Source organism: Bradyrhizobium shewense, assembly GCF_900094605.1.
GTDB lineage: Bacteria > Pseudomonadota > Alphaproteobacteria > Rhizobiales > Xanthobacteraceae > Bradyrhizobium > Bradyrhizobium shewense.
On the sequence record NZ_FMAI01000008.1, the window covers coordinates 104,354 to 130,495 of the forward strand.

A 26,142-nucleotide genomic window follows, 5' to 3' on the forward strand; every position below is an offset into this window, starting at 1 on the left:
CCGGCTGGCACCCGTAAAGACCCCCGTGCTGAACAGATTGCACACGCAATGCACAGGGGAGACACAGGGCAGCCGAAACCAGGCCTTCCCTGCGCGATGGTCTGACGGCCGATATGCCGCGCTCTCCCCGGAGACGAGTTCCTTTTTGCCTCCGTTACCTCCGCGAAATTCAGGCCACCACGCCGGTTGGCACGATGATGCCTTCGCGAAAGGCTTGACCGTAGCAACGACGGCCAGGACCACACGGTTTCGCCGTACGCGAGCTTTCCTGCGTCGCCCCAGGGCTTCTTAGCCCAAGAGGCTTCGCAAGACATTGAGCGTCGTTCGTCTTCGCGGTCCGCGCCATGCTCACGAGGTTCTCTCGCCCTGCACGCGCAAGCACCGCCTTTAACGCCGCCCGCGTCCACCGCAACTCCCAGCCCGCGCTCGAAACGACGTACGACCGCCCCTTTGGTGGGCTGGATGGCCGACACATACGACAAATCCGAATTTCGGTAAAGTGAATATTTTTGGCGGGAGGGGTTGACAGCACGTTGGCCTGTTTCGCTTGGGCACTGATCGACCTGTGGCGCGCCTCGAATGCATGGTCCCGTCTTGAGAAGCAAGCGGCCGCCGAGTAACCTCCGTGGTCTCCGGTCGGCCGCCTGTGGCCGACGAAAAGGAGTTCGCAGATGGCAGGGGAAACTTCCGCCGATTCATCCCGGCGAAATCCTGCGCGAAGAATTTCTCGTTCCGCTCAAGCTGACGCCCCATGCGGTCGCGGCGGCTCTGAACGCGCCGCGCACTCGGATCGCGCATTGCGCCCGAAGAAAAGCCCGTCACGGCCGACGCCGCGCTGCGGCTCGGAAAATTCTTCAAGACAAGCGCCGCGTTCTGGATGAACATTCAGACCGCTTCGACATCGAAACGGCGGAAGACGTGCTCGCACCTCAGATCGAGAAGATCGCGTCTTACGAGACGGTTTGAGTGTGCTGCAGTTACGATGAGATCCAGCAAAACCCAATGCCCGTGAAGTTCGGAGACATCATCCAAGCCTTCGAGTTCGCCAACACCAACGGCGACATGGGGGAATTCCGCACCTTCGTCTGCAGGCAAACCGGGAAGATCTACTATCAAACGGATTTTCTTGACGCAGCGGAGTTCAACGACGAACTGCCTGATGACATCGACGACGAGGAGAAATATCTCGCGGTTCCCGACAAGCGCGAGCTCGGCCTGGGCAAGCCGCTGGTGCTCGATTTTGCCCGCGAGTTCCTGCCAGACGATTTCAACGACATCCGCTATTTCTTCAGCAAACGGGGCGCCTATCCGAAGTTCAAGTCCCTGCTCGCCAGACGAGGCGCCATTGAGCGCTGGCATGCCTTCGAGAATGAGGCCACTAAGCGAGCGCTCCGCGAGTGGTGCACGCTTCATGCGATCGAAATCATCGGCTGATCTGCCGCTCGTTTCGGACGCCATGACGTGACCGCGAACCGGCTCCGCCGTCTTCTCGCCTGCATTGTCATTCAGTGAGCTAGGCGGGGCGGCGTGAGGTGGGCAAAGTTCCCAAAGGTTCCCAGTGATCGTCCGACGTCCTCAGCACCGCGACTCCCGTCATTCCGTTTCGCGCCGCGCTTTCCTCGGCGGACTTATGTCGGCAGGAAGTGCCCTCACACTCGGCGGATGCGCCGGCCTGGGTGCGACCGGCGCGCGCTTCGATGCGTCGTCCCTCTCCGTTGACCCGACAGTGCTTGTCACCACCACGCGCAAGCCCGTCAACGGCGCTCGTGCCAAACCCTGGTTTGGGCCGGAGCGCGCGACAACCATGACGGTCGCGCGGGCCAAGCTGGCGGCGCCGGACGAGAGCCGTCTTTCCCTCGCCTCCGTTGGACTTGGCGATTGGCGCCTTGATCGGGTGGAACCGGTGCCGGCCGACGCCGGCGATCTCGCTGCGCAGGCCGGGACAGGAGACGTGCTGATCTATGTGCACGGCTTCAAGCAGACATTCGAGACGGCCGTGCTCGATGCCGCCCACCTGTCCGATGGGATCAGGTTCCGCGGCCGGACGATGGCGTTCTCCTGGCCTTCCAAGGCCGGACTGTTCGACTATGCCTATGACCGCGACAGCGCGATGTGGTCTCGCGACGATTTCGAACGCGTGCTCTCCGCGCTGGTGTCGGCGCCAAGCGCCGGCCGCGTGCACATCGTTGCCCACAGCATGGGAACCATGCTGACGCTCGAAAGCCTGCGTCAGCTCCATGCGCGATATGGCGACACCGTGACGAGCAAGATCGGCGCGGTCGTGTTTGCCGCGCCTGATATCGACATGGACGTGTTCTCGTCGGCGATCCAGCGCATCGGTCCGCTGGCCGGCAAGATCACCGTGATCGCCGCGACGAACGACCGCGCACTCGCGCTGTCCGGACAAATCGCAGGTGGAATGACCAGGGTCGGCGCCGCCGAAAAGGCCGTCATCGCGCGGCTCGGCGTGCGCGTGGTCGATGCCTCCCAGGAAGGCTGGGGCATCATCAACCACGACCTTTTCCTGTCGAATTCGGAGGTGCAGAAGGTGATCCGGCGGTCCATCGACGGCACGACGGCGTGAGGGAGAGGCTGTGCCGAGCCATGCGCAAAGCTTGCCCCTGCGCACGCTCGCTGCGGCCCGAGGGACGGCCGGCTTTGAGTGCCAGTCTCGACCGATGGGGCTCCGCGCAGAATAAAACCGCGAACGCTGAATTGCGGCTTGCGGATGGAAGATCTATGTTGGGTCTCTAATCAGGCAGCCGCCCATCGTATGGCGAGAGTCTGCAGGGTCGCCCTCACGGTGGATGGCTTGCATTCCGCATCGGAGGTGATGCCATGGCCATTGCTCCCACGCTCCAGAAATACCTCGCCGCTGAGAACATCCAGTACGAGGTGGTCCCGCACGAACTCAGCATGACGTCCGCTCGAACGGCTGAGGCATGCCATATCTCGGGCGACCGCCTCGCCAAGGGCATCGTGTTGCGGCGCGACGGCGGATACATGCTGGCCATCTTGCCCGCATCGCATCACCTCCGCCTGTCGGACCTGAGGACAAGCCTCGGCGACAATGTCCACATGGCGAATGAAACCGAGGTCAATCGGCTGTTCAGCGACTGTGCACACGGTGCGGTTCCCGCCGTCGGCAAATGCTACGGATTGGAAATGATCGTCGAGGACAGCATCGAGGCACAGCCAGACATCTATATGGAAGCCGGCGATCATGAGACGCTGCTCCATATGGGTCACGCGCAGTTTGCGCGCCTGACGGCCAACGCACCGCACGGGCGCTTCAGCGCGCATGACTGAGGATTTTGTACACCGCCCATTGCCGTTGCGATCTTGGGCGGGAACTCTGGCCGCGAGGTCGCCGTCATACCGTTCCGCAGGGTGGCGGCGAGAGTGTCTGCGCTTGTCTGGTCGGAGTTCGGGAGATTGGGGTGCCGTTGCATTGCATCAACACACTTGAAACCCACGAACGGAGGCTCGCTATGAAAGTCAAAGACGTGATGCACAAGGGTGTCGACTGGGTCAGCCCCAACACCCCAATCACGGAGCTTGCCAAACTGATGAGGGCGCATGACATCGGCTGCATTCCGATTGGCGAGGATGACAAGCTGGTCGGAATGGTGACCGACCGCGATATCGTCTGCAAAGGGCTCGCGAGCCACAGCTTCGATGCCGGCCGCGCGACGGCGCGCGACGTGATGACCGAGGGCATCCATTGCTGCCGCGAGGACGATGACCTCGCCAAGGCGATGCATCACATGGAGAAGCTGCAGGTCCGCAGGCTGCCGGTGATCAACAAGAGCAAGCGGATGGTCGGCATCATCAGCCTGGGCGACGTCGGCCATTCCACGTCCGGCGATATGCTCACCGAGACCGTCAGGAGCATTTCGGCGCATCACTGAACTTGCGGCCAGGACTTACGGCCAGGACTTGCGGCCAGGGCTCTTCTCGCGATCGCCGCTCAAACAGGCGTTGAGGGGAGCCCGAGCCACGCGCGTTGTTGGACGCGATGTTGGACGTTTTTGTTAGCCAGAATTGGCGCTTTACCTCATCTGGACAACGACCTTCCCCTTGGCTCGCCCCTTTTCGAGATACGCCAGCGCCTCCTTCGCCTGTTCGAACGGAAACACCTTGTCGATCACCGGCCGGATGCGCTCGGCCTCGAGAAGCTCGCCGATCTCGGCGAGTTGGCTACCGTCCGGATGCACGAACAGGAATGAATATTCCGCGCCAATCTTGCCGGCATGGCGAATGATCTTGCGGCTCAGCAATCCGAACAGGAACACCATGAAGAAGTTCATCCCTCGGGTGCGCGCGAACGCGGCGTCCGGTGGCCCGATGAGCGAGGCTATCGTGCTACCCGGCTTCAGGATCCGAAGCGATTTTTCGAGCGCATCGCCCCGGACCGTGCCCAGCACGGCGTCGTAGTCCCGCAGCACGTCCTCGAATTGCTGTGTCTTGTAGTCGACCACCTCGTCAGCTCCGAGGCTGCGCACCAGATCGACATTTCCTGTGCTGGTCGTCGTGCCCACCCGGGCTCCGAGACATGTCGCGAGCTGGATCGCAAAGGTGCCGATCCCGCCGGCACCCGCGGGGATGAACACCTTCTGATGGGGCTTGAGACGCATGCGCTCCTTGAGCGCCTGCCAGGATGTCAGGCCGACCATCGGGATCGATGCCGCTTGCACGAAGTCCAGATTTGGCGGCTTGAGCGCGGCGGCATCCTCCGGCACGCGCGCGAATTCGGCGAGAGCGCCGGTTCCGAGATCGAAGATGCTGGCGAAGACGGCATCGCCCGGCTTGAAGCGGGTCACGCTGCTTCCGACCTCGACGACGACGCCTGCAAGATCACTGCCCAGCGTTGCCGGCAGCTGAAACTTGAGGATGGGCTTGAACGTTCCTTTCGGAATCATGTTGTCGATCGGGTTCAAGCCCGCGGCGTGAACCTGGACCAGAATTTCGTTCGGCTTGGGCGTCGGCCGGGGAATTTCAGCCAATGCGACCTGATCCGGCTTGCCGTAACGTTTGAAGACAAGAGCTTTCATCTTCCCTCTCGGTCGGAAGGTTCCTCGCAGTCGCGGCGGCAAGAGGCCGCCGGTTGTTGCCGTCAGAAGGCCCGCGCGGTGCGGGCGGGCTGCGATCCCGCCCGCACATCAAGACGCAGGTCTTTTCGTATGCCGGCATCCACCAAGCCGGCTGGCGCAAATCGCCGCAAGAATCGCAGGCGCTTCGCGAGGCTGCCAGCCGCGTACCGGACTTGCGGCCGCATCGCGCTCGCCGCCTTCAGCACGGCCTCGGCCACTACGGCCGGATGTTCGGCCGTTGCCATCACCTCGTTCACCCTCTTGGTCACGCCCGCACGCGCCTCGCGATATTCATCGAGCTTGGCATCGGGCTCCAGGAAGTTCGCGTCGAACGGCGTCTTGGTGTACGCGGGCTCAATCACCGAGACCCGAATGCCTCTCGTGCGCAGTTCATGGTCGAGCGACTCCGAGTAGCCGGCCACCGCGTGCTTGGTTGCGGCATAGAGCGCGCCATACGGCATCGGTAGAAAGCCAAGCACAGAGCCGATGTTGATGATGCGGCCACTCCCCTGGCGTCGCATGTGCGGCACGACGGTCCGCGTCATCCGGATCAGCCCGAAGAAGTTCGTGTCGAAGATCGCTCGTGCCTGATCCATCGAGCTCTCTTCCGCTCCCGCAGGGGCAACACCAAAGCCGGCATTGTTCACGAGCAGGTCGATGCGGCCCTCGCGTCGTATCACTTCGCTGACGGCTGCTTCTACCGATGCATCGCTGGTCACGTCGAGGGACAGCATCTCGAACGGATGCTTGCCAGCCTGTGTGCCCCGCCTGCTGGTGCCAAACACGTTATAGCCGGCGTTCGCAAGCCGCTCCGCCGTGGCCTGTCCGATGCCTGACGAGGCGCCGGTCACCAGCGCGATCTTCGGTTCAATCCTGTTCATAAGCCTCTCCGGCGCTACCACTGGCCTAGAATTGTTTTGATTACGATCGTAACTATTGATATACATGACGATCGTAATTATAATTGTCAAGCCCCGTGATTGAGGACTAGCGAACATGCGCGTTTCAAAAGAACAGGCGGCGAAGAATCGCGAGCGCATCCTCGATACCGCCTCCCGCCTGATGCGAGAGCGCGGCATCTCCGGCGTGGGTGTCGATGCTCTTGCCGAGGCGGCCGGGATGACACACGGCAGCCTGTACAGTCAGTTCGGTTCCAAGGAACGACTCGTCGAAGAAGCGGTGGCCTACGCGATCGCGGCCAAGGCGCAGGAATTGCCCGAGGCCTTTGCTCTCGACGATTACGTTGCGGACTACCTCTCGCCGGCCCATCGCGACGATCCGGCAAGCGGCTGCCCCTTTGCCGCCCTGGCTTGCGATATCTCACGCCAGAGCAGCGGCGTAAGAGAGCGCTTCACGGCCGGCGTGCTGGGCGCGATAGCTTTCCTGAGCGGCCGAATGGCCTCCTCGCTGAAGCCACGGCAGAGTAGGGACAAGGCGCTCGCCGCCACCGCCTCCCTGGTCGGCGCCTTGGTCCTCGCCCGGGCGGTGAACGATCCCAAGCTGTCGGACGATATACTTCGCGCGACGAGGAATTCGCTATCGTGACGGGGCACTCAATTCACCGGTATTCGAAGCTGCGAATGCAGCAGCTGCCACTGATTGCATTTCCATCGGAGGCGAGACGGTCTGTCTCACCTTCGCGCAAAACAAAGCACGGTAACGCATTGTGACAACCTCACTGTCACTGCAATTACCGTGTCTCACTTAAGGGGTGCAGTCCGGCACCGTCACCTCAATGCAAGCTACGCCGCATGAGATGATGGCTATTGGCATTGGTGAACGCAAAGAGCCTCCTCCAACTGATGCAGGACGGCAGCGAGGGCATGTCTCAGATAATGGGACGTGGACTTTGAGCGGTTGAGAGGAGAGACAGGCTTTGGGAACAGCCCAAGATCAAACGCTGTCCCACCGAAAAAACGAGTGGAACAAATCGGACAGATCTGTCTGGCATTTCAATGGCTATGGCGCTCCCTAGGGGAGACGAAGGGCGACGGCTGAAGGCACTGAAAAATCACGCCAAATCGACTTTGCTGCCCTGCCATTGCTACCACGGGATGCTACCACTTTCAACGGGCCCAGAGGTCACTCCCGTTGAACATTGAGGGGGCATGCCTTTTCGGATGTCAGCAGCGCGCGTGGGCGTTCGAGACCTGCCATACTGGAGGTAGATGTCCGATTGGGGGCTGGAATAATGCAAACGCTACTCGGTGCAACTTTCTCAGGGGTCTTCTGGCTCATTGACAATCCAGTTTCAAAATTTTCGGGTTCACTCGATATCGACGAGAGCGGATCAGCTACTCTAAGGCTCGAGGGCGATGGTCGCGAATTGATCGCGCTCGATGATCGCCAGAAATTCCACATGCACGGAAACGCGGAGAGCAAAGAGATTACTCTGTTCGACTGCTTCGCCACTCGTGTGCCCCTGATACCTACGGAAAGAAAGGCAACCATCGCGGTCAACATCGTCACGGTAGGAGCGTTGATGGACAGTCTAAATCAGAAGCTTGCCTCAGCGTTGTCCTTTACCACGCCGGAGATGATACGCTGGACCGGACTTAGGGGCATCACCCTCAAATCAGCGAAAAACGAAGTAAGGGCCACCTACCGAGGCAAGAGGACCAAGGAGGTCCAAATCGGAGGGGCGACTTTTCAGTTTGGTACCGGCATTAGTTGCGAAACTCGGTCGGCATCAGAATTGAATTTGGTTGAGCGGCATGGAGTTCGCATTGTGTTTGGCGAACCACAATCAATTTTGACCGCAGAGCAGTGGGTGACAAAAACTTGCCGCTTGATGTCACTGGCTCTCCGGTGCCCGATAGCCTGTCGTGTGTATACTCTTGAGCGAGAACCGAGTGGCAGCGCTTCAGTCGTAACGCCTTGGTCAGCGAGCAGAACCGCTGAGACGAAGACGCTTCATCCGCTCTTTACTCGACCAAAGAAGCAAACAGTCTACGCGAAAGTGCTCCGATCCTGGTTTGCCAAGTACGACAAACTAGAGCCGGTGATTTCCCTTCGGGCTGCACTGCTGTCGCAACCAGAGAAATATCGTGAGTTTGAATTCCTTGCCTATGTGCAGGCGTTAGAAGCACTTCACCGAAGAACCCGCCCGACAAGAAGGATAGTTACGGAGAAGCAGTTCTCGGTTTTGCAGCGCAAACTCGTTGAGGCAATTCCTGCTCGCTGGAAGGCTAAAGGGGAACTCGTACGGAAACTTAGCTATCTGAATGAAATCTCTTTGGCCGACCGCCTGAGGGACGTATTTGCCTGCGACAAGGAGCTACTCAGCAAGCTATTCAGAGATGAAGCGCAGGACATCGCTCTGATAAGGGATATACGCAACTATTTGACGCATTACGAAGGGAAGAGGAAGGAGAAGAAAATCCGGGCCTACACTGAGACACTGAAGTTCTGGTATTTGACGTCGAAAGTAAGTCTACTGCTCGAAATTGCGATACTACGAGCCATAGGGTTCGGCCAAGCCGAGGTCAGAATGCTCATCCAGAATGATCCGACGTATCGTGATCTTTGCAAAGCTGACCATTCTCGCTGAGGCGCGCAGCTTGGCAACGATCAGGTACAGTTGGGTGGGTACTGACAGTAGCCGCCCTCAGCCTTGAAAAACTAACGAATTTGCTCGCCTGATGCTGGCTTTTGTATCTGCGTTTTGTATTTTCTTCAAGTAAGCGCTACTGGCCACAACGTTCGGCAGATCATCTGCGCAGCAGTTCAAGCTGTGCCGCGAGAAGGAGGTTCGCCGGGATGTTGTGTACCGCGACAATCTTGGCCTTAGGACACCGATAAGATAGCCCGGGCTTCTCAACGTCCGGATCGTTTTCTACATTACCTTCAGGCTCAACCTGATAGATGATTGGGCTCTCGTGATGCGCGGCCCAAGGGGCAGCCTCGACAAAATCCCTGACCATGTAGATGTGGTCCTTTCCCCGAATGTGAGAAGGCACACTGCCGTTCTGCGCTGCCCCAGTCTCCGCTGGAGGCAAAATGTACTGTCCGACCTTAAGGCCAGCATTGCCCCCATGAAAATATGGCCGCGGGTCACTTTGTCCCGGCACCTTCGATCTGGCCGCTGGTGCTAGCCCCGTTCTACGTTTTCTCTTTCCGAGCTTTTGGTTCATTAGTTCAATCCAAGGTATCAACAACCTCGATGAGAACTCTCCGAATGGATCGATCCGCTCCGATAAGCCCCGTTAGGTTAGCGCTAAGTCACGCGGAGCGGCTTGCCGCAAACTCTTGCCTTCGAACAAAGCGCTGAACGTATGGGCTCAGCTTTCATTGGGAAAATCCGGAAGTTCCAGCTCAGCTCGCTTGCTATGCTCAGTCAACGGAGACGGCCGCGCTCCAAGATCATACGCGAGAAGCCTAAGAGGAACGTGCAAAACGATCGGCTCTCCAACGGGCCTTAAGCAAATGGCTCGGAGAAAGGACGGATAGTCGGGGTGCTTCCGCAAGTCTGGAATGGCAGAGGAAGGTATGTGAAGCTCTCCGGGCGCCCAATTCAAATCGCGAAGGAGCTCCGGCACATCTTTTTCTGCCCAAGAATGTCCACCGAGCCGCAACAGCGCCACTGCGTGTCGCACAGATGGCGGGTCACTTGGCAAAGCCGTGAACGCTGATCTGTCTAGCCGAGAGACGGCAGCTTGAAATCCCGTTCCCGGTCCGAGCCTAAGAAACGGCAGAAGACCTCGCCGTCGAGGATCGCGGGTGAAGGCCGCAGCAACGAGAGGTGCTGGCGCAAATTGATGCGCTCCCCGACGCCCCGCTTCATCAACGAGATCAACGAACTTGTCTCTCTCCCAAGCACCAAGCGTCCTTAGCAGGTAACTAAACAGCCTTGCCACTTTGAGGTGCTGATGATCTGCGACGACGTCGATGGCTTCCTCTATTAACTCGTTCGCCCCTTGCGGAAGAGCATTGTTCGGCGTGTGGCGCGTGGTTGAAATCAGAATTTCAAGCAGCCTGATTTTCTTCTGCTCAGACTGGATACCACGCAGAACGACAATGAAATCGTCGTATTCGAATGGTCCGGCGTCTCTCCCGAAGTGCCTCAATGCATTCAGATAGGCAAACCCCTTTGATCCCACACCTGCATTAAAGTATCGCCCGCTCGCCCACGGCTCAAAATCTCCGGGGTGAACACCTTTCTCGATCCACCGTTCCTCGGCCGCTTTCCAGTCATCGAGGTCGCCAAACTTCCCATCTTCAACTTCCTGCGCAAGCAACTCTGCTGAGGCTCCGTCCCGTAGTTCCGCAAGCATAGAGACGCAAATCCAAGGCAGACTTTGCGTTGAAAGCCCTTCGTAACCGCAGATGGCCATTTGCCGGAGCATTCCCGCAAGTGACGTAGCGGATGGCTTGCCGACAAAAGTCGCAAGAGCCAGGTACGCTCCCCAATTCGGCCTAGCTTGCAAACCGGGGCAAACAACGTAAGCAGATGCTTCGTTAAGAGAAACGAACATCGAGTTTGCCACCACGTGGCCGCGACGATCACGTATTGCTACTCGTTCAGTGAGGCGATTGTTCAAGAAACCTGATGGAAGAACGCTAAAGCTCAACATTCTTTCCAACACCGCGTTCGGCGGCTCATCCTCGTCGTACCAGTCAATACTGTCGATGAAGCGATGGGTCGCCCGCGGGCCGGCTTCCGCTTGAGCTAGTTTGATTTTCTCTAGTAACCGACTAGTCCAAGTACCGGTCATGACATCCACGGTTTCCAGCACTCGCTGCGGGTCGGAAGGCCAATGAGCCAGCAGGATGCTCTCCGAGAAGGCAGGATCAACATCAAGGAGCTCTGTTGTTAGCGCCCAAGCTGCCTTCGCAGCCGGAGTGTTCCCTTGCGCAAGTCGACTAGTTAGCTCCTCGTGGAACACGTTTGCAGTGCCTGAAACCAGTTGGAGCTTGAGCCTCGGGTCCAACATGTCTGGGCCGATATCCAGTACAGACAGTGCCCGGCGAACGAGATTTCTGCGGAAGACCGGAGCAGTATGAGCCAAACCGTCGTGCAACAACTCCAACGCAAGTCTTGCTCCGGAGCGCACCAATCGACCGTCTTCACCTTGATCGCCATTATCGAGCGCGTGACAGATTGCGACCACTTCGGAACGCAGTGGACTGAGTTCAGCCACAGAAAATATCTTGCTCGCAGCTATACGAAAGACGTGCTGCCAGTGAGCGCTGAGCGCGATTGCTCGCAAACGCTGCACTACGATTGTGGTCGAGAACGCAGCGATTTGAGCGGCTGCCATGAATTCTTGCAATGATCTCACGTCGAACGCGATCCTGCCTTCTACGCGACATGCGAGCAAAACAAGCCTCTCAGTAGCAATTCGAACAAGTTGCTCAGAAATGCTGGAAACCTCCTCTGGAGTGTACTCCTCCTCGAATAACAGTCTGACGACCAACGCTCTGAACTGATCAATAGATAGGTGCGGATTAGCCGCGCCAGCGACCTCCGATATGACGTGGAGAATGAACCCCGCTTGATAATGTATGGTGTCGATTTGCCTCTTGTAGTCACGAATGAGCTGAGCATCAGAACTTGATTTCTGAGCTTCTCTATCACGGAGAAGAGTGTAGTAGCGCTCAAAAAGCTCCCACCGATCCTGTGGTATGGCGCCTTTCAGAAGGGAAATTCCAAAGAGGATAGTCACTTGAAGTGGCGTCGTGAGCAGGAGCATGGTTGATGCATCGCTTGCCGCGCGGGTCAGCTCAGCAAGAACAGCCTCCCGCCTATCCGGGTCCGAGAGACGAACTTCGGAAAGCCGACGAGCGAAATTCAGAGCGCTTGATGGAGTTAACGGCGAAAGCTCCCAATGCTGCCAGTATCGAGAACTTAGGTCGTCATTGTAGCCCTGCGGTCGTGTCGTGACGACAACAAGAGCGTCTGAATTCGCTAGGCTCAAATCGTCCCAAAGCGCATCAATGCTCTTGATAAGCTGCGCACGATTTCCACTTGGCGGCACCTCATCCAAGCCGTCCAGGATGATCAGCGCGGGACAACTCGATAACCAGTGACGCAGGTCGGTTGCCGATATAGCCTGATCCACATCGCGAGAAAGACGCGCCGCCATGAAGGCAATAAGACTGACGCCATCGCCTCCTGCTTTCTGCAAAGCATCCGCATAGAGAGGTAGATCGACGCGAACTGGAAAACGAGCAGGGCCGTACAGCGGTAGACCTTCGATACGAGCTCTTTCCAAAACAGGAAAAACAAGATCACCTGTTTGGGGGTTTAGTTGTGCGCTTGAATGCTGAGATAGTAGCCTTGCTCGGGCCACCTGCGCCAGAAACTGACCGAGAGTTGACTTGCCTTGCCCTGGGCCGCCGAGAATTACAATTCTATTGGGCAATGGAAGCAACCGCTCCTTGTCAGGTCGCGGGTGACAAGAGATGGCCTCACTATCCAATTTGTCTGCTGCCCGTCGCAAGATTTCAGCGACGATGTTCGGAGCTCTCTCTTTCGGTTCGTCAGAGTTCTGGAACGGTAACTCGTCCTCATCCTCCTCGCCCCCATCTTGAGGCTTACCTTTTTCTACATGCACCTCATGTAGAAAGGGCAAATCAACAAAGAGGTCGTGTAGGTAAACCGGCTTCTCTGTTTCTTGTCCGGCGTCCCTGAGGCGAATGTCACGCTCTTGCCTCAGGTCACGAGCGAGCGCTAATGGAAGAACATCCTTGAGCTTTGGGCGTGCAATGTGGTCAATTAATTCAGCAAGAACATCCCCCGGCGTGAGCCAAGCCGAGTAGGTTATGCGCACGTCGCGGGCATTCTCCAGAAGAGCTCGCAAATCATCTGCTGCCCATATTGCAGCTGCTTTGAATTTCAACTTCTTCTGATATTGTTCGAGTAGACGTTCGACTTTCGCTCTTCCACCATTTTTTGCTTCGGCCGAGAGTGTGACGTTAGTCGCTATGATGTAATACTCTGGGCGTCGAAGACGCTTGGTCTTTTGAAATTTGGCAAATTCCGCCTTCAGTTGGTTTATCAGCCAACTGGCATCTCTGGCGTCGCCCTTCGGGACTTCTTTGCATTTCGCTTGGACAACAATATAGCCGCTCCACGGGGCTTTTAGGCTAGGAAAGGGCACTGTGCCCTCAAAGACAGCTTCCCGCCCGCCGTCTGGCCCAGCCCCAAATACGACGACCCCCGGTCCAAGTACGTTGACACACAACGCTTGGATCAAACGTTCGAAAGACTGCGCCGAAAAGTTATCAAAGAGCATCTGGTCACCGGCAAGTTGGATGACCTTATTGAACGTGAACCTATCGATTTCGCAACTTCTGCTGGCGCACGAGGGGAACTTATGAACCCAATTTCCGCAATCGCGCTTGTATAAAACCTAAATGGTCGATAAGGTTCTTTACAGCCCAGCTCTGGAGGACCTCCGACGTGCCCGCAGCTCCCCTCGTCACTTACATCCGGGTCAGCACCACCAGCCAAGGCCGCTCAGGCTTAGGCATTGAGGCGCAGCGGCAAGCCCTCGCTCACTTCGCCTCCTCCGAGGGATATGAGGTGGCCCGGGAGTTCGTTGAGGTGGAGACCGGCAAGGGCGCCGATGCGTTGGACCGCAGGCCGGAGCTCAAGGCAGCACTGGCCGCCGCACGGAAGCTCAAGTGTCACGTAGGTGTGGCTAAGCTTGATCGGCTCAGCCGGGACGTTCACTTCATCTCCGGCCTTATGGCTCACAAGGTGCCGTTCCTGGTTGCCGAACTCGGTCCGGACGTTGATCCCTTCGTGCTCCACCTCTTCGCTGCGCTAGCCGAGAAGGAACGCGCTCTGATCTCCACCCGCACCCGGCAAGCCCTCTCGGCCGCCAAGACGCGCGGGGTCACCTTGGGCAACCCAAGGCTCCATATGGCCCGCAAGGAAGCCGTGGAAGCCGTGAAGGCTGAGGCTGAACGATACGCGGCCAACGTGCTCCCGATCATCCGCGAGGCACAGAAGGCCGGCGCCAGCACGCTGCGGCAGATTGTGGACGCGCTGAATGCTCGGGGCATCCCTACGGCACGCGGAGGGCAATGGTACGCTCAGAGCGTTGCAAACATCCTTGAGCGGGCTTGAGCACAGAAACCACCGATGACAACGCTTAGGTGTTCGGCGCGCTGGCAATTAGGCGACCGGTCAGGATGATAGGCACCAAGACTTCCCGAAAATCTTGGGTCCCCTTTTTCAATAGGGGTCCCAATCTGGATCGAGGCCGCCACCCGGCTTCAAATATCTGGCTTAAAGCCGCCAATCGCTTCTGAGGTGACGACAGCAGTTAGCGCACGACGTGCCCCGTATCGAACCAAGAGCCTCAGGATCGGTCGCTGCGCTAGGCCTTGGGACCCGAATGAGCCTCACGTTTTCTTCGGCAAACCCGCAAATAAGCCTCTTGTTGTTTGTTTCAAACGAGTTACCGAGGTTTCACCCCCACATATGGCAGAAAGCGATCAAATTGGTGCTCAACTCATAGGGTCGCACAATGATTGCAAAGGGTTACCCAGTTTCGACCGTACAATAGACCAGAAGGCGCCCCCTCCGATGCGCTTGGTCGCCAACAGCGGCGGTGCAGCTCCCAATCTGGTGCGAAGCGACTGTGGTCAAGCGGCCTCCCTGCGCACCTTGGCCCATGAAGCCAAGGGCTTAGGGGCCGTCGTACCGGACTTCTGCCCAAAGGCGCCTCATCTGAGCACCTTTGGTAATGCGGCCAAGCCCTTATCAGCGTTCCACCCCCACGACCGGGGGAAAGCATGAAAAGTCGCTACAGGGCAGCAAGGGACGTTATCTGCACACCTTGGCCCACGATGCCAACTACTTAGCGGGCGTCGCTAACCTCCTACACAGGAAGGCGCCTTCACCAGCGGCCCCGAGCAGCACGCAGGTCTAACGATGGGCCGCGAAGCGTGCGCCCTCGCACCACCATCATCATCATCAAACCATCACACGTGTGACCGAACCAAAATCAACACACACAAGGCCGACACAGGCCCCGGACTTCACGCGGGTGCGCTCCTATCTCCCAACCATCCAGCAACGTTCCGCCCTCGGTGGCTTCAGGCCGGGTGGTCTCCCGCTAAACTCGCTGAGTTCGTCCGGGATGTCTACCTCACTCCGGGCAGGACTTATCCGACCGCAGCGTCTTACATCTATGCCATGGAAAAGGGCGCAGATCATCCGTACGCCGTGGAGACGTTGGCGTCCCTCCGCGCACCAGGTTTCAACATGCCGCCCTTTAGCCGCCCGGTGCCGAAGCAGTACGAATGGGATGGACCGGAAAACCCCGAGCACACACCAGAGCTACGCGCCGACATCGAGGTAATGAGCCGTCTCTGGAGAAACCGGCAGGCCGTCAAGCGGGACCAGCCGTGGCCTACGGAGTACCCGCCGATACCTAGGGCGCTGTTGAAACGCCTTTACCGTCTTCGCAACCGATACCATTCACTCGAAGACACGCTGCAGCTCGAAGGCCTCCAACGTTATGCTGAGCCTCCTGCGAAACTCGTCCAACACTGAAACTCTGCAGACACAGACGTCCTGATCCGATCGTTCCGTTGAGGCTGTTAAGTGCCAAGCGCCAAAACCCCGGGTTCTGCTTATCTCCTCAACAGCGCATCGGACATTGACATTGATGAGATCCCAGAGCGCCAGCAGCCAGCTCAGATGGGACAGAATAGCTGACGGTACTCGCACTTCTATTGATTGCATATCAGCGCATATTGTCGCTTCAGTTGATGGACTGCAAGTGGGAGCCGCGGCAATGTCAAAAGCTCTCGTCGTACACAAGGATCGGCTACCTCTATCTCAAAAGATGTGCCGTGCGGCGCAATACGTACGCATGTCAACGGACTACCAACAATACTCGATCGAAAATCAGGCGGCAGTGATCGCGACGTATGCCGAGCTTCACAAACTAACGATTGTCCGCACCTATCGCGACGAGGGCGAGAGCGGGTTAAAGATTGAGAATAGGCAAGGTTTGATCGAGTTGATCGAGGACGTTCAATCTGGGCAGACGGACTTCGGCCATCTGCTGGTGTTTGACGCTAGTCGTTGGGGACGCTTTCAGGACGTAGATGAGAGCGCGCATTACGAGTTCATCTGCCGCAAGGCGGGGGTGAAGGTAGCCTATTGCGCCGAGCAGTTTGACAATGACGGTAGTCTGCTTTCCAGCATTATCAAAAATATAAAAAGAGTTATGGCCGCCGAGTTCAGCCGAGAGCTTTCTGGCAAGGTTCACGCGGGAGCAATGCGTCTAGCGAGCTTGGGCTATAAAATGGGCGGACCTGCGCTGTTTGGGCTAGAGCGACAGGTCGTGGATGACAAGTGCCGGCTGAAAGGAAGACTGCGGCCCGGTGAACACAAATTTCTGATTACGGACCGAGTACGGCTCGCGCCCGGAGCGAAGGAGCAGGTGAACGTAGTAAAGTGGATCTTCGATGAATACGTCCGAGGCACCTCCCAAAGTGCGATTGTGCGGGAGCTTAACCGACGCGGAGTGCGGACGAATACAGGAGGTCCGTGGCGCCAAAATGTGATCAGCTCCATGTTGCGCCGCGAGGCTTATATCGGCAACGCCCTGTACAACCGTGTCACGAGAAAACTCGGCACCAAGAGAACACATAATCCAAAGGAGCTTTGGGTGAGGTGCGAAGGCGCGATTGAACCGATAATTGAGCCTGACGTTTTCAAAAGAGTGAGCAAGGCTTTAGAGCAGCATCACGTCCACATATCAGAAGAGGAAATGCTCGTCCGCCTTCGAAAAGTCCTGATGAAGAAGGGCAAACTCACTGCGAAAATTATTGAGGCCGCTCCCGGTCTGCCATCCCTCACTACCTATCTGCATCACTTCGGCACCCTGCGGAATATCTACCGCCTGATCGGATACACCGGCAATCAGAGTTATTGGGACACGCTAGATGCACACAAGTGCTGGACCGAACTTCAGCTCAAAAATGCTGCATGCCTTGCAGACGCCTTTGAGCGGACCGGCAGAACAGCCACTGTGGACGTATCCGCCGAATGTGTCCGTGTCGATGGCTGTGTAAACATTTGCTTCCGAGTGGCTAGGTGGCGAAAACATGTTGGCAACTCGATACGGTGGTCATTGATGCGCCGCGTGCGGAGCCCCACAGGATGGATTGTCGCACTCAGGCTGGGCGAGAAAAACGAGGCGATCCTAGACTATGTACTGTTGCCTTCAACTTCGCTTTCATTCCACGGCCGCTTGTTCTGGTTTTCCGAGACTTCGCTAGCATCCCACAAAATTGTGCGATTTGATGGTTTCGAGGAGCTATCCCGGCTTCTCATCAGGCGGGTCAACAAAGCATTGCGTTCATCAGAGACTGCGCTCACAAAACCCGGCAAATCGAAATCTACGTCCAGCTAGCCGCTGTGAATGTCTGAATTGCCGCGGTGAGCGCCAATACTTGAACGGGCAGAGAACTTCTTTCAGGCGCAGCGGTGGAAACCTGCACTCATGCCCCCCAAAATCCTGTTGAAGATAGTTGCTAGTTGTGTCGCGAAGTGCGCGCCCACGTAGGGATGGTGTATCGCTCGGGCTCTTTCGGAACCAGGAGCCGGCCGTTGACTGAGCAGGAGAATGATCCGAACTGGTTTACACCAGAGCTTCGCGAGGTAGCGATAGGTGTCGCCAACGCCATCAGCGTGATGCTCTCCATAAGGAGCACCATGCCGTTTCAGTACGTGATGACCTTCCTTCAAATAGCACAGGAGGAAGGCCTCTCCATCACAGCTCTGGCGGCGCGGCGTGAGCTTCCGGTTAGCACCTTATCGAGGCACTTGCTCGACCTTGGGAAGACCAACCGTCACAACCGTCCCGGCTTCGGGCTGGTGAGACTGGCCACGTTAGGCCACCTGACCAAAGGGAGCACCGCGTGTATCTCACTGAGCGCGGTGTGGCAGTGGCGCGCTTGATGGTGGCGGCCCTTGGTCGGCGGTCGTCTCTATTGAAGATGCCTCGCGCCCCACTGCGTCCAGACGGCCGGTCCCGCAGGAGGACCAAGGGAGACCACGCGCTTTAACTCGCCTTCCCTAGATGCCCCGTCCGAGCGGACCTTGGCCCCGATTGGGGCACTTTGGAAGCTTTGGTGCGAACACCAACAAAACCAAGCCCTAGCAGCCCTCCAGAGGCTTGGGGAAAGCGGCTGATGAGTTTTGAGAGCGCTTCGGAGCTTCTTTGGTGGTGTCAGAGCGAGAGCTCTCATCTAGTCATAAACTGTACCGATACACCAACGCCACAATCCTTCGGAAAGGTGCCCCCTGAGACCTCTAATGGCTATCCTTCTATTAGAGCTTTCGGGGGGTGATTTAAGATGAAGTTCTCTCCGATCTACTCTTAGCTTCCATTACCTCCCTTAGACCCTTCAGGGGCTCCTTTCGGCTGGTCTAGTCGAGACCAACCATCTTCACAAACCACATTCACAAGCCCTTCCACGGTGCTCCTCGGAGTTCACCGCGCGGCTTGTCGTGTCCCACAAGGAACACCAACACTATGCACGACACTACATTACCGAAAGCAAAATATGCACTCGTGTGCCCGCAGGATTTCAGCCAGCGGATGAACGCGCACTGGACCAAATCTCGCTCCGAAGGCGGCCTTGGTCAACACTCCTCGTCAGACCTTCAGACGCTCTGGAGGATCATGGCTGAGAACTTCGAGACCTCCATCGTTGAAGCAGCCAGCGGTGTTCAATCTCCATGGCGCATTCTGCAGCCTCCAACGGGCACTGGTAAAACACAAGGCAGCGTGTACGCTGCTATGCAAGCGGACCTCAATCGAGAGACGGAGGACACATTGAAAGCGGTTGGTATCCTCATCGTGACGCGACTGAGGGAGGATGCGAACAACATTCAGGACACAATCAACAGATTGGCTGGCCGCTCAGTGGCTGTCGTGCATCACTCGGACAGCTACGCTAAGCACGAGGAGCTGCATGAGAGCGATGTGGTGATCATCACCCATCAAGCCTTCCTGAACGCCAAGAGGAAGGTCAAGGGGCAGGACTGGCGGCCTTGGGAACGGCTGGTGTCCTGGAGAGGGGGACAGCGGCTCCTCACCATCATTGATGAGGCTCTTGCCAATGTCGTGGACGAAAGCAGCGCTACGACGGAGAACCTTGCTTTCGTGATCGGCCTCATTCCGCCTGCCGTGCGCGCTGAATTGCCCGGGCAAGTCGCCGTTCTCGAAGAGGTGCATCGGGTGCTCCTCGCTTACGTGGACCTTGACGACCTCGACGGCGCTATGTCGCTGATCTGGGAAGACGGTAATGCACCCGCGTGCGTAGACTTCGCACCCCTCATCTCAGCAATGCTGGCCCTCCCGTACGACCGGATGGTGTACAACCACACCAGCGCCGCAGACAGAGGCCGCTTGGCGAAGCGTGTTGAGGAAACGATCAATGCCGTTCAGTCGTGCTTGGACCAGTTCGCGTATTACTCCAAGTCCGGCGAATGGCATTCAATTAACTCTGCAGCTTTGGCGGTGCCCCTGAACGCGCCGGGACCTGTGGTCCTAGATGCGACTGCACGCGCGAACTTCCTATGGGACCTCTTCGAGGAACATCATCTCCGACCGACCGTTCCGGGGCGTGCTCGGGACTATAGCAGCGTGAAGCTCCATGTTGCGCGGGCTTCCGGCCTTGGGAAGAACGCCATGATTGAACGGATCAAGGATCGGCTTTCACGTGTTCGGCAATCAATCGAAACAGCGGTAGGTCCCGAACGCTCTGTCTTCATGTGCGTCCACAAGGACGTCGAACAAGTCGTTACGAAGAGATGGGTCGAAAAGGCGAGCTTCAAGCAGTTCTCGGTCGGGCATTGGGGGGCCGTTGACGGTCGCAACACGTGGCAGGACTTCGACACGGCGCTCATCCTCGGCCTGCCCTACCGGCCCCAGACGTGGGCCACTAACATGTTCTGCGCCTTGCAGGGAGCTCAGGACAGTGAGTGGCTTAAGTCACCAGAGTGGAAGCAGTACAAGAACGTCCGCAAGGAGATGGAGCAACGGCAGTTGTCGGTCTCGGTGATACAAGCAATCAACCGCATCTGCTGCCGTCATGTGATCGATGCTGAAGGGCACTGCCCCCCTGCTGACGTCTTCATCGTACTGCCGCAGGATGCAATGGGAGATGCCATCCTCGAGGACATCAAGGCGGACATGCCGGGCATTGTCGTGAAGCCATGGGATTTCTCGCTCGACCCCGCGAAGGAGAAGCGGCCTCGGGCGGGAAGCTCTCACGTTCGGCTAATTGAGTACATGCGGAACGTCACCGCAGGCGTCGTTTCCCTCTCGATCATTCAACATGCTCTGCAGCTCAGCAGTGTGAAGAAGTTGCGGGAGACCTTGAACAACGGCGAACATCCGACAACACAAGCGCTCATGGAAATGGGTGTGAGTTACATTCCAGGTGTCGGGCGAGGTTCCAAAAGCTTCCTCGTGAAAGCAGCGTAGCACATCACTGGCCGCACCAAGGTTTCCCTTCGGACGCTCTGGTGCGGCTTTTTTTCTTCGTGGCACGTCCGCTTAGAACGCAATGGCGGACATAGGCGGCTTGGCCCCAGATGCCGCTACGGACCAGAAGCTGACTTAATGGTCTGCAAACCCTAATCGTCAGAGAGCTGCCAGCTGAGAGCGTCCTCGTGCTACTTTGGTGGGATGCCGCCTTTCAGCATTCGTTCCACCCTTATGCTCGTCCTCGTCGTCGGGGGCACGTCAAGCGCATTCATGTTCCTCGGCCTCGGCCTCGTCGTGGTACTGATAGCCTTGGGCCTAGCCTGCCTTGTGTACGTTCCGTTCGCTAAGCGGTACGGATGGGGCAATGAGGGGCGTCTCATGAGACATCTCAGTCGTCCGCCATTCGAAGACGAAAACCGCAGAGCCGATTAAACACGAGAGCGCACGTACCCTGAAGGAACAGGGATGACTGTTTCAGACGAAGTCCGAGTTTGGCGGTTTCGAGTGCGAGGCTTTGCGGTTGCTGGAGTTGTATGTCTCGCCCTGATTTTCTTGCTCAAGATTTTCGACGTAACCGAGTTCGCGAAAAGCGTCATTCTTCCGCTTGTCCTGCTTCTCGTCTTCCTTTGGCTGTGCGGGCTATATTGCACCTGGCGGTATTGGAAAAGTTTCAGAGAAGATGAAGTACGGCGCGGCGGATCAGAAGAAACTGCTCGCGTAAAATGGCATAGACTTCACCCGCCTCCTGGCTAGATGGCTGGTGGGCCGCTTTGGGTCAAACTGCGACCTACCGAACTGCTCCGGCTTCGTCCGCTCCTCGTGCCTTAGCCGACCAGCTCTCGGTGAGCCCCTGCAGACCTTCCGCCATCATCGGGTTGCCTTGGTGCCGCGTGTGATGCGAGCAGCAGGGGAAGAGGTGCGGACACGAGACAGGTCCAGACCGGGAAAATCGATCTTGGCAATGGTCTCCTGCAGCTTCTGAATGCCCCAGCGTTGAAGCATTTGTTTGGCGCCGTAGGTCCGGCTGACAGATTTTCCTGCAGCGCTACGGCCTGCCAAGGCGTCTCGCAACTCCTCATCAGGCGTCGCCCGACGAAGCGCATCCTGAAAGCCATGCCGGAAACTGTGATAGACGAGGTTTTGGTCCTCGATGCCGATGTGTGTTCGAAGATAACGGCTCCACCATTTGGCCCAAGACTTGCGCCCGCCACGTTGATCAGGTGCCACAGCTGGGAATAGCCACGCCTTGTCGCCATCCTGTTCTTTACGTTGAGCGACGTAGTCAAGAAAACCGAGCTTGATAATCTGCGGGTGTAGAGGAACCACCCGCTCCCCAGCATCACTCTTCACGCGCTTGCCTGCAGCGGCTTCGCGGGCGATCCACATGAGCCAAGTATGCGTTTCCGCGTCTTCTCTGATGTCCGACGCACGAAGTGAGGCAAACTCGTTCTGTCGTGCCCCCATGAACACGGCGAGTAGCGGAAGCCAAACTGCAGTCAGTCCCTTGCCCCCCGCGGGGATTTCGTGGTCAGTGAACAGTGGCGCGTCAAATACAGCCTGCAAACCGTGCGGATCGAATGCGTCCCGCGTTGACTGTGTGCCCTCCACCCGAAGGTTCTTGAACGGGTCGGTCTCGGGTATTTCATCGGGCACAAGTCCATGACGGAAGCCCCAGCCGATCATAGCCTGCACCGCCCCCAGTTGCTTGTTCACGGTCCCCGCAGAGACCTTCGGAGCTTCTGGATGCAGCTCGCCCCACCGGCGCAACTCAAGCAATCCGGCATCTCGTAGCTCCCCTTTTCGCGTCTTGGGCACTTGCCTTAGGGCATCACGGAACTGGCTCGCGTGCGAGCGCTTAATGTCCCCAATGGGCAGGTTGCCGTGCAGCTCGATGAACATCTCAACGGCACGGGTGTATTCGTAGACGCCGTCCTCGGGCCGCTGCCGCTCCTTCTTCCAGCCCTCCAAAGCCTCCCTGAGCGTACCTCCTGTTGCTGGAGTACTCACGGGACCGTTGGCGAATGCTGGTGTATCCACAGGATCGCCCGCGTTCCTCCGATCAATGTCCTTGAGCGCCTTTACGCGAGCGGCGAGCACAGCCATTCCCAGTCGTCTGTACGAATGGCTCTTGCTGTCAAGGTTCAGCTGAAACTCTTCCAGCAACTCCTCTACGTCCAAGCGCACATGAGTGATGTCGCCCTTGGAGAGCGCTGACATGGCGTCGGGTCGGCTCTCGGCCAGCGCGTGCTCTCGCTTGAACACCTCCCGGTCGGACAAGCCCGCTTCAGGCAGCGCGCCGACCTTGAATGGTGTCTCGAACTCTAGGCCCGCAGCAGCAAGCTGAGCCGCAACACTCTGGAAGATTGGCTCTGACCCTGTCCCCTCCTGCCGCTCCTCCTCGTCAAGGGCTAAGATGGAGGCGTAGTAGTGCTCGGCCATTCGCTTGATCTGTGCGTCAGTGACCGAGGCTACTAAGGGACGTTGTTTGAGCAGGGCCTCGGCACTTGCCAGCGTCCGATTGAAGTCCGCCAACACGTGCGTGGCAGCAATGTTCGCCTCCTTCAGCACCTTGGTGCCGAGAGACTTCTTGAGGAAGACTTGCTTGGGTTTCTCGGAATTGAGGACGCGTGCGACGGCTTCTTGGAGACGTTCCGGCACCTTCCGTTGGACGTAGTAAGTCCCGTGTCTGTCTTGGATCAGTCCCGGCATCGCGCGCATCAAAAAGCTACTACTCTCTGCTACCACCTGACAGCAGACAAAGCCATGATTTGCGTGATGTTTTTGAAATCTCAGCGCTTCTAGAGCCGCTGGCGCTCCCTAGGGGAATCGAACCCCTGTTTCAGCCTTGAGAGGGCCGCGTCCTAACCGCTAGACGAAGGGAGCGTGAGGGCTAGCCAATAGCCTCGAAATTTGTCCGCCGCAAGGACCCCGAGGAGCCTTTTACGGCTCATTGGCGAATTTCAGCCGTCCGGCCGGCTTGAGCGTGTGGGCGTCGAAGGTGCGGATCTCGATGACACCGCCGACATCCAGGCTGACCACGAGACGGTCGCCGGCGAGGCCGGTCGAGACGATTTTGGCGCCCTTCGGCAGGATGGCGGTGACGTCGCTGGCCACCTCGGCCGCCCTTCCCTCGGACTTGAAAAGGCGGTAGCCCACCGCGATCAGCACGGCGCAGATCGCCAGCGCCGTGGTCAACCCCGCGATCAGCATCATCCGCCGCACCCGCGCGAACAGCGCGGCCTGCTCGGGGCTCGGTTCGGGAACAGCGGTATCAGTCGTCGTCATGGAAAATTTTGGCTCTGCGCAAAGGTTGGAGGTTGTCGTCGACGGCAACGAGGGCTCGGCCCGGCTCGACCGCGTGCTGGCGGCACACCTCACCGACCTGTCGCGATCGAGGCTGAAAGCCCTGATCCTGGCGGGCGCGGTGAGCCTGAAGGCCTCCGCGGTCCGCGACCCCGCTTATCACGTCACATCCGGCGATACGATCACAATCGACGTGCCGGAAGCGGCCCCGCCGGAGCCGAAGGGGGAGGATATCGCCCTCGATATCGTGTTCGAGGACGATGACATCGTCGTCCTCAACAAGCCGAAGGGGCTGGTGGTGCACCCCGCGGCCGGCCACGAGACCGGCACGCTGGTGAACGCGCTGATCGCCCATTGCGGCTCTTCGCTGTCGGGCATCGGCGGGGTGCGCCGGCCCGGCATCGTGCACCGGCTCGACAAGGACACGACAGGGCTGATGGTGGTCGCCAAGAACGACCTCGCCCATGCCTCGCTGACCGCGCAATTCGCCGACCACGGCCGCACCGGTGCGATGCGCCGCGGCTATATGGCCTTTGCCTGGGGCGTCCCTAGCCGCCATCGCGGCACCGTCGACGCGCCGATCGACCGCCATCCGCATGCGCGCGAGAAGATGGCGGTGCGCCAGGGCGGCCGCGAGGCGGTGACGCATTGGGAGATATTGGAGAGTTTTAACGGACGCGACGGCAAGCCGATCGCGACGCTGCTGGCCTGCGAGCTCGAGACGGGGCGCACCCACCAGATCCGCGTCCACCTCGCCCATGTCGGTCATCCCCTGATGGGCGATGCCGTCTATGGCCCGCATTTCAAGACCAAGGCGAACCAGCTCGGTCCCGAGTCGCAGGTCGCGCTGACCGCGCTTGGGCGGCAGGCCCTGCACGCATATTTGCTGGTATTGGAGCACCCGAGGACCGGAGAATTACTCCACTGGGAGGCGCCTTTGCCGGAGGATTTGCTTCTCCTCCAGAGCACCCTGAAAGCGGCGGTATGACGCAGGCCCTTTAAGAAAAGCGTTACATTACAAAAGATTATAGCTGCCACACGGGGTCGTGACGTCAGCAATCCTTCCCTTTTTGTCCCCCCATGGGGTATATTGCGCTTGCGTTGGAAATGACCAACGGAACATCGCAGCTACGGCCGGCTTTAACACAGCGGTCGTCTGCCTGGCCCGCCGCTATCGGGGGCCTGAACCTTTGGAGGGCTTCAGTATGGCCCGTACCGCTGCTTTGCCGGTCCTCAATGGAGAATCCGGCCTTTCCCGTTACCTCGCCGAGATCCGCAAGTTCCCGATGCTGGAACCCCAGCAGGAATACATGCTCGCCAAGCGTTGGCGCGAGCATGACGATCGCGACGCGGCGCACCAGCTCGTCACCAGCCATCTCCGGCTCGTGGCCAAGATCGCCATGGGCTATCGCGGCTACGGCCTGCCGATCTCCGAGGTCGTCTCGGAAGGCAATGTCGGCCTGATGCAGGCGGTGAAACGTTTCGAACCCGAGAAGGGGTTCCGTCTCGCCACCTACGCGATGTGGTGGATCAAGGCGTCGATTCAAGAGTACATTCTGCGTTCCTGGTCGCTCGTGAAGATGGGAACCACCGCGAACCAGAAGAAGCTGTTCTTCAACCTGCGCAAGGCGAAGAGCAAGATCAACGCGCTGGACGAGGGCGATCTGCGCCCCGACCAGGTGAAGATCATTGCCAAGCGCCTCGGCGTCACCGATCAGGACGTGATCGACATGAACCGCCGCCTCGGTGGCGACGCGTCGCTCAACGCACCGATCCGCGACGACGGCGAAGCCGGCGAATGGCAGGACTGGCTGGTCGACAATACGCCCAACCAGGAAGCCATGCTGGCCGAGCACGAGGAGTATGACGAACGCCGTGACGCGCTGAACGGCGCCATGGGCGTGCTCAACCCGCGCGAACGCCGCATCTTCGAGGCCCGCCGCCTCGCCGATGAGCCGATGACGCTGGAAGACCTCGCTGCCGAGTTCGGCGTGTCGCGCGAGCGCGTCCGCCAGATCGAGGTCCGCGCCTTCGAGAAGGTGCAGTCCGCGGTCAAGGGCACGATCGCAAGGGCCGAACAGGCCGCGCTGGAAGCCGCGCACTAAGCGGGGCGTTTCCGCGGTAAGAGATTGGCGGATCGAGAAGAGAAAAAGCCGGCGGCAACGCCGGCTTTTTTGTTGGGTGAGCTGTGGCAGCTTCGCGAAGCTGGCGGGGCACCTTGAACGCCTATGACGGGTCGCCCGACACATGATGGTCGGATCACATCACAAGAGCGG

At 58.5% G+C, this 26,142-nt stretch carries 19 protein-coding genes and 1 tRNA gene; 13 read left to right on the forward strand and 7 right to left on the reverse strand.

What is annotated here, in order from left to right:
- Positions 1-579: 579 nt before the first annotated feature.
- The 5 genes from GA0061098_RS17170 to GA0061098_RS17190 all read left to right on the forward strand — a co-directional run bounded on the left by GA0061098_RS17170 (position 580) and on the right by GA0061098_RS17190 (position 3,911).
- Positions 580-966: a helix-turn-helix domain-containing protein gene (locus GA0061098_RS17170; RefSeq protein WP_347337529.1), complete on the forward strand. Its 387-nt coding sequence runs from the start codon at positions 580-582 to the stop codon at positions 964-966.
- Between the two features lie 36 nt (positions 967-1,002).
- The gene (locus GA0061098_RS17175; protein WP_091958150.1) at positions 1,003-1,434 is read left to right on the forward strand and encodes a hypothetical protein; all 432 of its coding nucleotides are present in this window, start codon (positions 1,003-1,005) and stop codon (positions 1,432-1,434) included.
- Between the two features lie 196 nt (positions 1,435-1,630).
- A complete protein-coding gene (locus GA0061098_RS17180; RefSeq protein WP_165637424.1) occupies positions 1,631-2,584 on the forward strand; it encodes an alpha/beta hydrolase in 954 nt (317 codons plus the stop codon).
- 254 nt (positions 2,585-2,838) lie between these two features.
- Positions 2,839-3,309, forward strand: coding sequence for an aminoacyl-tRNA deacylase (locus GA0061098_RS17185; protein WP_091958158.1), 471 nt, complete (start codon positions 2,839-2,841; stop codon positions 3,307-3,309).
- 182 nt (positions 3,310-3,491) lie between these two features.
- Complete coding sequence (locus tag GA0061098_RS17190; RefSeq protein WP_038948176.1) at positions 3,492-3,911, forward strand: CBS domain-containing protein; 420 nt, start codon at positions 3,492-3,494, stop codon at positions 3,909-3,911.
- 141 nt (positions 3,912-4,052) lie between these two features.
- Here the strand turns inward: GA0061098_RS17190 and GA0061098_RS17195 are convergent, their stop codons facing one another.
- A complete protein-coding gene (locus tag GA0061098_RS17195; RefSeq protein ID WP_091958163.1) occupies positions 4,053-5,054 on the reverse strand; it encodes an NADP-dependent oxidoreductase in 1,002 nt (333 codons plus the stop codon).
- Positions 5,055-5,116: 62 nt separating this feature from the next.
- The gene (locus GA0061098_RS17200; protein WP_091958167.1) at positions 5,117-5,974 is read right to left on the reverse strand and encodes an oxidoreductase; all 858 of its coding nucleotides are present in this window, start codon (positions 5,972-5,974) and stop codon (positions 5,117-5,119) included.
- Between the two features lie 115 nt (positions 5,975-6,089).
- Here GA0061098_RS17200 and GA0061098_RS17205 point away from each other — a divergent pair, with 115 nt between their 5' ends.
- Both GA0061098_RS17205 and GA0061098_RS17210 read left to right on the forward strand, forming a co-directional pair.
- Positions 6,090-6,638 (forward strand): TetR/AcrR family transcriptional regulator, encoded by a 549-nt coding sequence (locus GA0061098_RS17205; RefSeq protein WP_091958169.1) that lies wholly within the window; start codon positions 6,090-6,092, stop codon positions 6,636-6,638.
- Positions 6,639-7,284: 646 nt separating this feature from the next.
- Positions 7,285-8,643, forward strand: coding sequence for an ApeA N-terminal domain 1-containing protein (locus tag GA0061098_RS17210; RefSeq protein ID WP_091958172.1), 1,359 nt, complete (start codon positions 7,285-7,287; stop codon positions 8,641-8,643).
- 160 nt (positions 8,644-8,803) lie between these two features.
- Here GA0061098_RS17210 and GA0061098_RS43815 read toward each other — a convergent pair whose 3' ends face one another.
- Both GA0061098_RS43815 and GA0061098_RS17220 read right to left on the reverse strand, forming a co-directional pair.
- Positions 8,804-9,226 carry an NAD(+)--rifampin ADP-ribosyltransferase gene (locus GA0061098_RS43815; protein WP_129590875.1) on the reverse strand — a complete coding sequence of 141 codons (423 nt, stop codon included), beginning with the start codon at positions 9,224-9,226 and terminating at the stop codon, positions 8,804-8,806.
- Positions 9,227-9,373: 147 nt separating this feature from the next.
- Entirely contained in the window at positions 9,374-13,330 is a 3,957-nt protein-coding gene (locus tag GA0061098_RS17220; protein WP_091958180.1) for an NACHT domain-containing protein, read from the reverse strand.
- A gap of 167 nt (positions 13,331-13,497) precedes the next feature.
- On the opposite strand from GA0061098_RS17220, the gene GA0061098_RS17225 reads away from it, so the two are divergent.
- From GA0061098_RS17225 to GA0061098_RS17245, 4 genes are all read left to right on the forward strand, one after another.
- Positions 13,498-14,169: a recombinase family protein gene (locus GA0061098_RS17225; protein ID WP_091958185.1), complete on the forward strand. Its 672-nt coding sequence runs from the start codon at positions 13,498-13,500 to the stop codon at positions 14,167-14,169.
- A 1,678-nt stretch (positions 14,170-15,847) separates the two neighbouring features.
- A complete protein-coding gene (locus GA0061098_RS17235; RefSeq protein ID WP_091958193.1) occupies positions 15,848-17,476 on the forward strand; it encodes a recombinase family protein in 1,629 nt (542 codons plus the stop codon).
- 197 nt (positions 17,477-17,673) lie between these two features.
- Complete coding sequence (locus tag GA0061098_RS17240) at positions 17,674-18,024, forward strand: hypothetical protein (protein ID WP_129590876.1); 351 nt, start codon at positions 17,674-17,676, stop codon at positions 18,022-18,024.
- Between the two features lie 577 nt (positions 18,025-18,601).
- A complete protein-coding gene (locus tag GA0061098_RS17245) occupies positions 18,602-20,560 on the forward strand; it encodes a DEAD/DEAH box helicase family protein (RefSeq protein ID WP_129590877.1) in 1,959 nt (652 codons plus the stop codon).
- Between the two features lie 870 nt (positions 20,561-21,430).
- On the opposite strand, the gene GA0061098_RS17255 is transcribed toward GA0061098_RS17245, so the two are convergent.
- From GA0061098_RS17255 to GA0061098_RS17265, 3 genes are all read right to left on the reverse strand, one after another.
- Positions 21,431-23,272 (reverse strand): site-specific integrase, encoded by a 1,842-nt coding sequence (locus tag GA0061098_RS17255; RefSeq protein WP_165637425.1) that lies wholly within the window; start codon positions 23,270-23,272, stop codon positions 21,431-21,433.
- Positions 23,273-23,371: 99 nt separating this feature from the next.
- A tRNA-Glu gene (locus GA0061098_RS17260) sits at positions 23,372-23,446 on the reverse strand.
- A 57-nt stretch (positions 23,447-23,503) separates the two neighbouring features.
- On the reverse strand, positions 23,504-23,848 hold the full coding sequence (locus tag GA0061098_RS17265; protein ID WP_091958212.1) for a hypothetical protein: 345 nt from the start codon (positions 23,846-23,848) through the stop codon (positions 23,504-23,506).
- Here GA0061098_RS17265 and GA0061098_RS17270 point away from each other — a divergent pair.
- A complete protein-coding gene (locus GA0061098_RS17270; RefSeq protein ID WP_091958217.1) occupies positions 23,847-24,854 on the forward strand; it encodes an RluA family pseudouridine synthase in 1,008 nt (335 codons plus the stop codon). The two genes, GA0061098_RS17265 and GA0061098_RS17270, sit on opposite strands and share 2 nt — an antisense overlap.
- Before the next feature lie 217 nt (positions 24,855-25,071).
- Positions 25,072-25,971 (forward strand): RNA polymerase sigma factor RpoH, encoded by a 900-nt coding sequence (gene rpoH / locus GA0061098_RS17275; protein WP_018318222.1) that lies wholly within the window; start codon positions 25,072-25,074, stop codon positions 25,969-25,971.
- Positions 25,972-26,142 lie beyond the last annotated feature (171 nt).